Origin of the sequence: Streptomyces sp. P6-2-1 (genome assembly GCF_050613165.1) — a bacterium.
GTDB lineage: Bacteria > Actinomycetota > Actinomycetes > Streptomycetales > Streptomycetaceae > Streptomyces.
In genome coordinates this window covers 4,763,073-4,774,649 of the sequence record NZ_CP192513.1, presented here as the reverse complement: position 1 = coordinate 4,774,649, position 11,577 = coordinate 4,763,073, and the positions used below count along the sequence as shown (strand labels likewise).

At 72.6% G+C, this 11,577-nt stretch carries 9 protein-coding genes and 1 tRNA gene; 9 read left to right on the top strand and 1 reads right to left on the bottom strand.

Translation table 11 applies throughout. The annotated features are described in order from the left end of the window. Window positions 1-34 precede the first annotated feature (34 nt). The 6 genes from ACQYWQ_RS20490 (at window position 35) to glmS (ending at window position 7,716) form a co-directional block, all read left to right on the top strand. Complete coding sequence (locus ACQYWQ_RS20490; RefSeq protein WP_431036454.1) at window positions 35-2,041, top strand: biotin carboxylase N-terminal domain-containing protein; 2,007 nt, start codon at window positions 35-37, stop codon at window positions 2,039-2,041. Beyond that, window positions 2,038-2,979: a hydroxymethylglutaryl-CoA lyase gene (locus ACQYWQ_RS20485; RefSeq protein WP_431036452.1), complete on the top strand. Its 942-nt coding sequence runs from the start codon at window positions 2,038-2,040 to the stop codon at window positions 2,977-2,979. Before ACQYWQ_RS20490 ends, ACQYWQ_RS20485 begins: the two co-directional genes overlap by 4 nt. A gap of 158 nt (window positions 2,980-3,137) precedes the next feature. Beyond that, the gene (locus ACQYWQ_RS20480; protein ID WP_431036450.1) at window positions 3,138-4,310 is read left to right on the top strand and encodes an acyl-CoA dehydrogenase family protein; all 1,173 of its coding nucleotides are present in this window, start codon (window positions 3,138-3,140) and stop codon (window positions 4,308-4,310) included. Window positions 4,311-4,476: 166 nt separating this feature from the next. Next, the gene (locus ACQYWQ_RS20475) at window positions 4,477-4,881 is read left to right on the top strand and encodes a hypothetical protein (RefSeq protein ID WP_431036448.1); all 405 of its coding nucleotides are present in this window, start codon (window positions 4,477-4,479) and stop codon (window positions 4,879-4,881) included. A gap of 480 nt (window positions 4,882-5,361) precedes the next feature. After that, window positions 5,362-5,646: a hypothetical protein gene (locus ACQYWQ_RS20470; RefSeq protein WP_431036446.1), complete on the top strand. Its 285-nt coding sequence runs from the start codon at window positions 5,362-5,364 to the stop codon at window positions 5,644-5,646. A gap of 246 nt (window positions 5,647-5,892) precedes the next feature. After that, entirely contained in the window at window positions 5,893-7,716 is a 1,824-nt protein-coding gene (gene glmS, locus ACQYWQ_RS20465) for a glutamine--fructose-6-phosphate transaminase (isomerizing) (RefSeq protein WP_431036445.1), read from the top strand. Window positions 7,717-7,833: 117 nt separating this feature from the next. Here glmS and ACQYWQ_RS20460 read toward each other — a convergent pair whose 3' ends face one another. Beyond that, window positions 7,834-8,358, bottom strand: coding sequence for a universal stress protein (locus ACQYWQ_RS20460; protein WP_007822581.1), 525 nt, complete (start codon window positions 8,356-8,358; stop codon window positions 7,834-7,836). Window positions 8,359-9,533: 1,175 nt separating this feature from the next. On the opposite strand from ACQYWQ_RS20460, the gene ACQYWQ_RS20455 reads away from it, so the two are divergent. The 3 genes from ACQYWQ_RS20455 (at window position 9,534) to ACQYWQ_RS20445 (ending at window position 11,528) form a co-directional block, all read left to right on the top strand. Next, the gene (locus tag ACQYWQ_RS20455; RefSeq protein ID WP_431036443.1) at window positions 9,534-10,718 is read left to right on the top strand and encodes a helix-turn-helix domain-containing protein; all 1,185 of its coding nucleotides are present in this window, start codon (window positions 9,534-9,536) and stop codon (window positions 10,716-10,718) included. 25 nt (window positions 10,719-10,743) lie between these two features. Next, window positions 10,744-11,340: an oligoribonuclease gene (gene orn / locus ACQYWQ_RS20450; protein ID WP_431036441.1), complete on the top strand. Its 597-nt coding sequence runs from the start codon at window positions 10,744-10,746 to the stop codon at window positions 11,338-11,340. Between the two features lie 115 nt (window positions 11,341-11,455). Continuing rightward, a tRNA-His gene (locus ACQYWQ_RS20445) sits at window positions 11,456-11,528 on the top strand. Window positions 11,529-11,577: the final 49 nt, after the last annotated feature.

The following is an 11,577-nucleotide window of genomic DNA, read 5'->3' as shown; positions in this document are numbered from 1 at the left end:
TCCCCCGACGTCAAAGGCGACTTCGAAGGTGCCCATGCCAGGAACCGCTCTGTTCGACACCGTCCTCATCGCCAACCGCGGCGAGATCGCGGTCCGCGTCATCCGCACCCTGCGGGCCCTCGGTATCCGCTCGGTCGCGGTCTACAGCGACGCGGACGCGCGCGCCCGGCACGTACGGGAGGCCGACGAGGCCGTCCGCATCGGCCCGGCGCCCGCGACCGAGAGCTACCTCTCGGTGCCGGCGCTCCTGGAGGCGGCCCGGCGCACGGGCGCCCAGGCGGTGCATCCGGGGTACGGCTTCCTCGCCGAGAACGCGGCGTTCGCGCGGGCGTGCGCGGAAGCGGGCCTCGTCTTCATCGGGCCCCCCGCGGACGCCGTCGACCTCATGGGCGACAAGATCCGCGCGAAGGAGACCGTGAGGGCGGCGGGCGTCCCCGTCGTACCGGGGTCGAGCGGCAGCGGCCTCGATGACGAGGAACTCGCGGACGCGGCGCGGGAGATCGGGATGCCCGTGCTGCTCAAGCCCTCGGCGGGCGGCGGCGGCAAGGGCATGCGCCTGGTACGGGACGCGGCGCTGCTCGCCGAGGAGATCGCGGCGGCGCGGCGCGAGGCCCGCTCCTCCTTCGGCGACGACACGCTCCTCGTCGAACGGTGGGTCGAGCGGCCCCGGCACATCGAGATCCAGGTCTTCGCCGACCGCCACGGCAACGTCATCCACCTGGGCGAGCGCGAGTGCTCACTCCAGCGCCGCCACCAGAAGCTCGTCGAGGAGGCCCCCTCGGTCCTGCTCGACGAGGCGACGCGCACGGCGATGGGCGAGGCGGCGGTCCGCGCGGCCAGGTCCTGCGGCTACGAGGGCGCGGGCACCGTCGAGTTCATCGTCCCCGGTCCCGACCCGGACGCCCCGGCCGGGACCGTGCCCGAGGCGTACTACTTCATGGAGATGAACACGCGTCTCCAAGTGGAGCACCCGGTCACCGAGTTGGTGACCGGGCTCGACCTCGTCGAGTGGCAGGTCAGGGTCGCGGCAGGGGAACGCCTCCCGCTCGCGCAGGAGGACGTACGGCTCGAAGGGCACGCTGTCGAGGCGCGCGTCTGCGCCGAGTCGGTGCAACTCATCGACGGGACACCGGCGTTCCTGCCGAGCGGCGGCACAGTGCTGCGGCTTGAGGAGCCGGTGGGCCCAGGGGTACGGGTCGACTCGGGGCTCAGCGAGGGCGTCGAGGTCGGCAGCGCGTACGACCCGATGCTCGCCAAGGTCGTCGCGTACGGCCCCGACAGGGACACGGCCCTGCGGCGCCTGCGCGGCGCGCTCGCCCGTACGGTGACGCTCGGCGTGCCGACGAACGCGGGCTTCCTGCGCCGCCTGCTGGCCCATCCGCAGGTTGTGGCGGGTGAGTTGGACACGGGGCTCGTGGAGCGCGAGGCGGCCGGGTTCGTGGAGCCCGAGGTACCGCGCGAGGTGTACGCGGCGGCAGCGGCGGTGCGCAGGGCGGCGGTCAGGGCGGGCGCGGAGGGCCCAGGCTGGCGTGATCCCTTCGCGGCCGGGGACGGCTGGCGGCTCGGCGGGACCCCCGCGCCCCTGCGCGTACCGCTGCGGGTCCCCGGCCACGAGCCGGTCGAGCGGACGGTGCCCGCGGACGCCGAGGTGAGCGAGGAGGCCGTGACGGTCACCGCGGTGGGACGGCGGCTGCGCTTCGTACGGGCAGGGGACTGGCTCGGGCGCGACGGCGACGCGTGGGAGGTGCGCGACCACGACCCGGTCACGGCCGCCCTGCGCGCGGCGGGGGGCGCGGGCGGCACGGGCTCGCTCACCGCGCCGATGCCGGGCACGGTCACGGTCGTCAAGGCCCAGGAGGGCGACACGGTACGGGCGGGTGAAGGCCTGCTGGTGGTGGAGGCGATGAAGATGGAGCACGTCATCACCGCGCCGCACGACGGGACGGTGACCCGCCTCGCCGTACGGCCCGGCAGCACGGTCGCGATGGACGAAGTCCTCGCGGTCGTCGAACCGTCGACCGCCGAGGAGGCGCGGGCATGAGCACCGGACTCCCGATGGCGTTCCCGCTCGACGGGCTCCCGTCCCGCGTCCGCATCCACGAAGTGGGCGCGCGCGACGGGCTCCAGAACGAGAAGAGCACCGTACCCGTCGATGTGAAGGCCGAGTTCGTGCACAGGCTCGCGGCCGCGGGGCTCACGACGATCGAGGCGACGAGCTTCGTGCACCCCAAGTGGGTGCCCCAGCTCGCCGATGCCGAGGAGCTGTTCCCGCGCCTCGCGGACCTGCGGGAGCAGGGCCTGCGGCTGCCCGTGCTCGTACCGAACGCGCGCGGCCTGGAGCGGGCGCTCGCGCTCGGCGCCGACCGCGTGGCGATCTTCGCGAGCGTCACGGAGAGCTTCGCGAAGGCCAACCTGAACCGTACGGTCGACGAGTCCCTCGCGGTCTTCGCGCCGGTCGTCGCCGAGGCGAAGGCGGCGGGCGCGCACGTGCGCGGCTACCTGTCGATGTGCTTCGGCGACCCCTGGGAGGGCCCCGTGCCCGTCGAGCGGGTCGTGCGCGTCGCGCGGGCCCTCGAAGCGATGGGCTGCGACGAGCTGAGCCTCGGCGACACGATCGGCGTCGCGACGGCGGGGCACGTACGGGCGCTGCTCACCGCGCTCACGGAGGCGGGCGTGCCGCTCCCGACGCTCGGGGTGCACTTCCACGACACGTACGGGCAGGCGCTCGCGAACACCCTGGAGGCGCTGCGTATGGGCGTGACCACGGTCGACGCCTCGGCGGGCGGGCTCGGCGGCTGCCCCTTCGCGCGCAGCGCGACCGGGAACCTGGCGACCGAGGACCTCGTGTGGATGCTGCGCGGTCTCGGCGTCGAGACCGGCGTCGACCTCGATTCCCTCGTGGAGACGAGTACGTGGCTGGCGGGCCACCTCGGCCGCCCGTCCCCGTCCCGCGCGGTCCGCGCCCTGGCCACTTCCTGACCCCGTACGCCCGCCCCGTGCGCACGCGCCACGCCGTACGCCCGCACCACCCCGTACCGCCCCTGCCCGCCCCGCCGCCCGACCGGCGGCGGCGTCCCCTCCCCCGCGTCCCGGCACCCCGGGCGCGCCCCGCTCACCCGTACCGAGGAGTGACCCCCATGCCCCTGGACCACAGGCTCACCGAGGAGCACGAGCAACTGCGCTGTACCGTCGAGGAGTTCGCGCACGACGTTGTCGCGCCGAAGATCGGCGACTACTACGAACGGCACGAGTTCCCTTACGAGATCGTGCGCGAGATGGGCCGCATGGGGCTCTTCGGGCTGCCCTTCCCCGAGGAGTACGGCGGGATGGGCGGCGACTACCTCGCGCTCGGCCTCGCGCTGGAAGAACTCGCGCGCGTGGACTCCTCGGTGGCGATCACGCTGGAGGCGGGCGTCTCGCTCGGCGCGATGCCGATCCACCTCTTCGGCACCGAGGAGCAGAAGCGCGAGTGGCTGCCGCGCCTGTGCACGGGCGAGATCCTGGGCGCCTTCGGGCTCACCGAGCCGGGCGCGGGCTCGGACGCGGGCGGCACGCGCACGACGGCGGTGCTCGACGAGGCGACGAACGAGTGGGTCATCAACGGCTCGAAGTGCTTCATCACCAATTCCGGTACGGACATCACAGGTCTGGTGACGGTGACGGCCGTGACCGGGCGCAAGGAGGACGGCCGCCCGCGCATTTCCTCGATCATCGTGCCCTCGGGGACGCCCGGCTTCACGGTCGCGGCGCCGTACTCGAAGGTCGGCTGGAACGCCTCGGACACACGCGAGCTGTCCTTCCAGGACGTACGGGTCCCGAAGGCGAACCTGCTGGGTGAACTCGGGCGCGGCTACGCGCAGTTCCTCCGTATCCTCGACGAGGGGCGGGTCGCGATCGCGGCGCTCGCGACGGGGCTCGCGCAGGGGTGTGTGGACGAGTCGGTGGCGTACGCGAAGGAGCGGCACGCCTTCGGGAAGCCGATCGGGGCGAACCAGGCACTCCAGTTCAAGATCGCGGACATGGAACTGCGCGCGCACACCGCGCGGTTGTCGTGGCGGGACGCGGCGAGCAGGCTCGTCATGGGGGAGCCGTTCAAGAAGGAGGCGGCGCTCGCCAAGCTGTACTCGTCGACGATCGCGGTCGACAACGCGCGGGACGCGACGCAGGTGCACGGCGGCTACGGCTTCATGAACGAGTACCCGGTCGCGCGCATGTGGCGCGACGCGAAGATCCTGGAGATCGGCGAGGGCACGAGCGAGGTCCAGCGGATGCTGATCGCCAGGGAGCTGGGGCTGCCGACGACGGCCTGAGCGAGCGCGCGAAGCGGGCGGGGCCCCGCCGCGTGGCCGTCACGCGTCTCGGGTAATGTGCCGAGGTTCCGCTCCGTACACCCCTTCGGGAACCGTCCGGGCGTGCGGAGCGAACTTACTGGAGAGGCGCCGCAGGGGGCGGCGCCCACTACCCGGGGGGATCTCCATGCACACCCGACGCCGCACCACCGTCGCCGCCGCTTCCATCGGCCTCGCGCTCAGCCTGTCACTCACGGCGTGCGGCAGTGGCGGGCAGAAGGCGGTGAGGGGGACGCTCGTGCGGACGACGAACACCCCTTCCTCGCTCTACTGCGTCCAGCTCGACGACGTCAACGGGAAGTCGGACCAGGACGGCCGGTGGTACGAGGTGAAGCGGCAGGACTACACCAAGGCGAGCGCTTCCGAGCCGGGCGCCCGGCTGAAGTTCACGCCGAAGGACGACGACTGCCAGAAGTCGTCGAAGGGCTCGTCCTCCTCGTACTCGGGCGGCGGCTACAAGAAGAGCCACAAGAGCGGTTCGAGCAAGAACAGGAGCCGCAGCCGCAGCGGTACGAGCAAGAGCCGCCACTGACGGGAGAGCGGGCCGGGCGTGCGGGGCCGCCCGGCCCGGCGCCGCCCGGCCCGGCCCCCGGCACGTCGTCCGGCCCCGCACGCCCGGCCCCGCACGCCCGCCCCGCCCGGACCGCACGCCCCGCCCGGACCGCACGCCCGGCCCCGGTCCCCGTCCCGGCGCCGTCCGGCGCCGCCCGGCCCGCGTGCGGCGGGCGTCGGGTCCGCGCCGCACTACCCGTTCTCACCCTGTGGACAAACACGGTCGCGCCGCACAACGGCTCACTCTTCGGAGTGAGCCGTTGTGCGACTTCCGCGAAGTTATCCACAGATTCGGGTGCGGAGGGCTCTGGGGGCGTTACGGAGGGTGGGGGGTTGGGATGATGGTGTAGGGGTCGTCCCCCCGGGCGGGAGGGGGCCACCCCGAGCCCACCCACCAACTCCTGCCCGATATCGGGCACATTTCTTGCGAAACCCCACCCCCCTCCCCCAATATCAACGAGTGCAAGAACGCCGGACCGACCCCGACCCGCTCGACGAGCTGCTCGACCACCTCACGCGGAGTACCCCGCTGAGCCGTGGCGAGGCCCACCGCGTGGTGATGGACGTCCTGGCGTTCTACGACGAGACCACCGAGGAGTGGGTCCGCAGGCGGCACCGGGAACTCCAGGCCAAGGGCCTGACCAACCCGGCGATCTTCACGCGGATCTCCGAGGAGCTGCCGCACCGCGCGGTGGCCCCACCCCGGCTGTCCCTGCGGCAGCTGCGGCGCATCGTCTACGGCTGAGCGCGCCCCGGGACGCGCGGGGCCGGACCGGACCACCGAACGGGCCCGGACCCGCGCAAGGGCACGCACCACCCGAGAGGGCCCGGACCACCGGACCCACCCGGACCACCGGGACCCACCCGGACCACCCGGACCACCCATAGGGGCCCGTACCACCGGACCGCCCGTACGACCCGACAGGGCCCGTACCACCGGACCGGCGGGTACCACCGAGGGGCCCGTACCACCACAAGGGGCGGAAGCAATATGTGCGGAATCGTGGGATACGTGGGGCGGCGCGACGTCGCTCCGCTGCTGCTCGAAGGGCTCCAGCGCCTGGAGTACCGGGGTTACGACTCGGCGGGTGTCGTGATCACCAGCCCGAAGGCGAAGACCCCGGGCCTCAAGCTCGCCAAGGGCAAGGGCCGCGTCCGAGACCTGGAGGCGCGCATTCCCAAGCGCTTCGCGGGCACCACCGGCATCGCGCACACCCGCTGGGCGACCCACGGCGCCCCCAGCGACCACAACGCGCACCCCCACCTCGACCCCGCCGAGCAGGTCGCGGTCGTCCACAACGGCATCATCGACAACGCCGACGAGCTGCGCGCCCGCCTCACCGCCGACGGCGTCGTCTTCGCCTCCGAGACCGACACCGAGGTGCTCACCCACCTCATCGCCAGGGCCCCGCACGAGACCCTGGAGGACAGGGTCCGCGCCGCGCTCGGCCAGATCGAGGGCACGTACGGCATCGCGGTGCTGCACTCCGACTTCCCCGAGCGGATCGTCGTGGCCCGCAACGGCTCCCCCGTCGTCCTCGGCATCGGCGACAAGGAGATGTTCGTCGCCTCCGACGTCGCCGCGCTCGTCGCCCACACCCGCCAGATCGTCACGCTCGACGACGGCGAGATGGCGACCCTGACCGCCGACGACTTCCGCACCTACACCACCGAGGGCTCGCGCACGAACCCCGAGACGACCACGGTGGAGTGGGAAGCCGAGTCGTACGACATGGGCGGCCACGACACGTACATGCACAAGGAGATGAGCGAGCAGGCCGAGGCCGTCGACCGCGTGCTGCGCGGCCGGATCGACGAGCGCTTCTCGACCGTACGGCTCGACGGGCTCAACCTCGACGCGCGCGACGCCCGCACGGTGCGCCGCATCAAGATCCTCGGCTGCGGCACCTCGTACCACGCCGGGCAGATCGGCGCGCAGCTCATCGAGGAGATCGCCCGCATCCCCGCCGACGCCGAGCCCGCGAGCGAGTTCCGCTACCGCAACCCCGTCGTCGACCCCGACACGCTCTACATCGCCGTCTCGCAGTCCGGCGAGACCTACGACGTGCTCGCGGCCGTGCAGGAGCTGAAGCGCAAGGGCGCGAAGGTCCTCGGCTTCGTCAACGTCGTGGGCTCCGCGATCGCCCGCGAGACGGACGGCGGCGTCTACGTGCACGCCGGGCCCGAGGTCTGCGTGGTCTCGACCAAGTGCTTCACCAACACGACCGTCGCCTTCGCGCTCCTCGCCCTGCACCTCGGCCGCATCCGCGACCTCTCCGTCGCCGACGGCAAGCGCCTTCTCGACGGGCTGCGGCGGCTGCCCGGGCAGATCGCGGAGATCCTGGAGCGCGAGGACGAGGTCAAGGAGCTGGCGAAGCTGTACGCGGGCGCCCGCTCGATGATGTTCATCGGGCGCGTGCGCGGCTACCCGGTGGCACGCGAGGCGAGCCTCAAGCTCAAGGAGGTCAGTTACGTGCACGCCGAGGCGTACCCGGCCTCGGAGCTGAAGCACGGCCCGCTCGCCCTCATCGAGCCGGCGCTGCCGACGGTCGCGATCGTCCCCGACGACGAACTCCTGGAGAAGAACCGGGCCGCGATCGAGGAGATCAAGGCGCGCGAGGGCCGCGTACTCGCCGTCGCCCACCAGCCGCAGGAGAAGGCCGACGACACCTACGTCGTGCCGAAGAACGAGGACGAGCTGGACCCGATCCTCATGGGCATCCCGCTCCAGCTCTTCGCCTACCACACGGCTCTCGCGATGGGCCGCGACATCGACAAGCCGCGCAACCTCGCGAAGTCGGTGACGGTGGAATAGCAGGGGACGGCGGTACGGGCCGGGGGCGCGTACGGGCCGGGGCCCGCACGGGCCCTGCGGTACGGGGCGTCCCTCGCGAGGGGCGCCCCGTCCGCGTATCCGCCCGGGCGCGTCCCCTCAGGGGATGACGATCACCGGGCGCTGGGCTCGGCGGGCGAGGCGGCCCGACACGGAGCCGAAGATGCGGCCCACGACGCCGTGTGTCGTGCCGACGACGATGGCGTCCGCCTCGTACTCCTTGCCCACTTCCTCCAGCTCGTGACAGATGTCGCCGCCCCGCTCCACCAGGACCCAGGGCACTTCGGAGAGGAAGTCGGCACAGGCCAGCTCCAGGCCGAGCACCTCGGTGCGGTGGTCGGGGACGTCGACGAAGACGGGTGGCTCGCAGCCCGCCCACACCGTGGTGGGCAGCCTGTTGGCCACGTGGACGATGATCAGCGCCGACGCGGCGCGCAGCGCGAGCCCCACGGCGTAGGAGAGAGCCCGTTCACTGGAGGTCGAACCGTCGAAGCCGACCACGACGCCGTGCCGGAAGGCCGGATCGCAGGACGGGCGGTTTTCCTCCAGCGCGAGGGGATCGGCCGCCGTTTCGGCGGTGGGCCGCTTGCGGTCCGCTGGTTCGGGGAATTCGTGACCGGCCATCGGTGTCTCGGCGAGTGAGTCCTCGTGACAAGGAAGACGGAAGAAGGAATCAGGGGAAACGAATCAGGGGGAAACTCGGGGGAAGCGGTGCACGGGGAGGAACAGGGAGCGGCGCGATCACCGGATCGTGCGACTGTCCGGGAATCGCCTTCCCCAGCGCATACCCCCAAGGGTACGACCTCACTCCTCCCCGAAGGGTCCGCCCGAGGCGGTCCGCCGACGCGTTCCAGGGAGCATGCCCGAGTTCCGCCCTCTCTGGCAATGGCCAGTGGCGCGTGCCGCGTTCGGACGCCGGGCGGCAGTGCCGCCACGGGGCGGGGCAGCACCGGTGGGCGGGGTGGGTACGGGGCGCGGGCGGGCGGGAGAGGGACGGGGTGTACAGGAGGGCGCGCGGGCGATGCGGGCGCGCGCTCCGGCGTACGGGAGTGACCGCCCGCGCGGCCGCGCACCGCACCGCCCCCGCCCGCCGTGACGCCGGTCGCGCCGCAGCGCACCGCACCGCCCCCGCCCGTGCCGCCGCCCCGCACCCGGGCCGTCTTCGGCGGCGTCCTGTTTACGGCGGTCCCGCTCGGCCACGGGCCGCGCGCGAGTGGGGGCAGGGGCGCGGCTCCCCGGCACGCGGCGGTGAGCGGCCGTCCTCGCCTGACGCGCCGTCAGCTTGAGCGCCAGTCCGCTCATCTGACGAGGTACGGGCCCCGTACGCCGGGGTGCGCCCCGGCGCCCCGCGCCCTGCGGGGAGCACGGTGCGAGCAACGCACGCCGGGGGCGTGCGCCCTGAGGGAGTGACGCATTCCCGCACACGCCCCCCGTAGCTTTTCAGCCAACTTATCGGTCAAGCGGCCGCGCGCCCCTTACCCCCGCCAACGCCCCGTCCGAGCAGGGTGGAAAGCCTCACGCGGGCGCCACGCACCCTATGGGGATTGGCCACCGGCGAAAGGCGCACTTCCCAGCCGGGCCGCCAAGTGCAACGCTTCGTGATCGAATGCTTTACGCCACGTTGCCATGTCGACATAGTGGCCGGTGGCGAACAGGTCACGCGGGCACCGCGGGACACAGTAGATTCGATCATGACTGTCGTACGGCGGGGGACTCGTGCCGGACCGAGGGGACAAGGTGCAGGAGCGGAACGCCCGACAAGGACGGGGTGCGTCGAAGACCGAGGGGGGCTTAGCGCCATGAGCCAGGATGTCACTGTCGCACCGGAGGCGCCGGGCCGCAGGCTCGCGGGCCGCAGACGTCGCGAGATCGTCGCGGTGCTCCTCTTCAGCGGCGGTCCCATCTTCGAGAGCTCCATCCCGCTCTCGGTCTTCGGCATCGACCGGCAGGACGCCGGGGTGCCGCGCTACCGCCTGCTCGTGTGCGCCGGTGAGGACGGTCCCCTGCGCACCACCGGCGGCCTGGAGCTGACGGCGCCTCACGGCCTGGAGGCCGTCTCGCGGGCGGGCACCGTCGTGGTCCCCGCCTGGCGGTCCATCACGGCCCCGCCCCCCGTCGAGGCGCTCGACGCGCTGCGCAGGGCGCACGAGGAGGGCGCGCGGATCGTCGGCCTGTGCACCGGTGCCTTCGTGCTCGCCGCCGCCGGCCTTCTCGACGGCCGCCCCGCCACGACCCACTGGATGTACGCCCCGACGCTCGCCAAGCGCTACCCCTCGGTCCACGTGGACCCGCGCGAGCTGTTCGTCGACGACGGCGACGTCCTGACCTCGGCCGGTACCGCGGCCGGCATCGACCTGTGCCTGCACATCGTCCGCTCCGACCACGGCAACGAGGCGGCCGGGGCGCTCGCCCGCCGGCTCGTCGTGCCCCCGCGCCGCACCGGCGGCCAGGAGCGCTACCTCGACAGGTCTTTACCGGAGGAGATCGGCGCCGACCCGCTCGCCGAGGTCGTCGCCTGGGCGCTGGAGCATCTTCACGAGCAGTTCGACGTGGAGACCCTCGCCGCGCGCGCGTACATGAGCCGCCGCACCTTCGACCGCAGGTTCCGCTCGCTGACGGGCTCGGCCCCGCTCCAGTGGCTGATCACGCAGCGGGTGCTCCAGGCGCAGCGGCTCCTGGAGACCTCGGACTACTCGGTGGACGAGGTCGCCGGACGCTGCGGCTTCCGCTCCCCCGTCGCGCTGCGCGGGCACTTCCGCCGCCAGCTCGGCTCCTCCCCCGCCGCGTACCGGGCCGCCTACCGCGCCCGTCGTCCGCAGCAGGAGCGTGCCGAGCAGCCGGCGGCCGCGCTCGCGGTCGAGCGGGTGCCCGCGCCGAGCGCGGTCCCCGCCCAGCTGCGGCGCCAGGGCGAGGAGCGCGCCGAGGCGCTCGCGGGGATACAGGGCCGCGGCGTACTGCCCAGTCAGCGGGAGCGTCCGGCGTAGAGGGTCCCCGCGTAGGCTGGGACATATGAACGATCGCATGGTGTGGATCGACTGCGAGATGACCGGTCTCTCGCTGGCGAACGACGCGCTCATCGAGGTGGCCGCACTGGTCACCGATTCCGAGCTGAACATTCTCGGGGACGGGGTGGACATCGTGATCCGCCCGCCCGAGCAGGCGCTCGCGACGATGCCGGAGGTGGTGCGCGACATGCACACCTCCTCCGGCCTCCTCGCCGAGCTGGACGGGGGCACGACCCTCGCCGACGCGGAGGAGCGCGTGCTCTCGTACGTACGGGAGCACGTGAAGGAGCCCCGCAAGGCGCCGCTGTGCGGGAACACGGTCGGCACCGACCGGAACTTCCTCGCGCGCGACATGGCGGAGCTCGAAGGCTTCCTCCACTACCGCATCGTCGACGTCTCCTCCGTCAAGGAGCTGGCCCGCCGCTGGTACCCGCGGGCCTACTTCAACGCCCCGGAGAAGAAGGGCAACCACCGCGCCCTGGCCGACATCCGCGAATCCATCGCGGAGCTGCGCTACTACCGCGAGGCCGTGTTCGTCCCGCAGCCGGGACCCGACTCCGAGACGGCGAAGGCCGTGGCCGCGAAGTACCAGCTCTCCTGACCCCTCTCCACCGGCCCCCGCCGGGGCTCCCGGGCCGCCCGGAAAAAGGTGTGCGCGAGCACCCCCCAGAACCCTGTACACTTTTTCTCGGCCGGTCGGAAAAGCGCCGGTCATGGTGGGTGTAGCTCAGTTGGTAGAGCACCTGGTTGTGGTCCAGGTGGCCGCGGGTTCAAGTCCCGTCACTCACCCTCTCGAAAGAGGCCCCTCACCTGCGGAAACGCAGCTAGGGGGCCTCTT

Bases quoted from the DNA above. Each gene is read 5' to 3' on its own strand.
- ACQYWQ_RS20490 (WP_431036454.1), top strand. From the start codon at position 35: ATGCCAGGAACCGCTCTGTTCGACACCGTCCTCATCGCCAACCGCGGC.
- ACQYWQ_RS20485 (WP_431036452.1), top strand. From the start codon at position 2,038: ATGAGCACCGGACTCCCGATGGCGTTCCCGCTCGACGGGCTCCCGTCC.
- ACQYWQ_RS20480 (WP_431036450.1), top strand. From the start codon at position 3,138: ATGCCCCTGGACCACAGGCTCACCGAGGAGCACGAGCAACTGCGCTGT.
- ACQYWQ_RS20475 (WP_431036448.1), top strand. From the start codon at position 4,477: ATGCACACCCGACGCCGCACCACCGTCGCCGCCGCTTCCATCGGCCTC.
- glmS (WP_431036445.1), top strand. From the start codon at position 5,893: ATGTGCGGAATCGTGGGATACGTGGGGCGGCGCGACGTCGCTCCGCTG.
- ACQYWQ_RS20460 (WP_007822581.1), bottom strand. From the start codon at position 8,358: ATGGCCGGTCACGAATTCCCCGAACCAGCGGACCGCAAGCGGCCCACC.
- ACQYWQ_RS20455 (WP_431036443.1), top strand. From the start codon at position 9,534: ATGAGCCAGGATGTCACTGTCGCACCGGAGGCGCCGGGCCGCAGGCTC.
- orn (WP_431036441.1), top strand. From the start codon at position 10,744: ATGAACGATCGCATGGTGTGGATCGACTGCGAGATGACCGGTCTCTCG.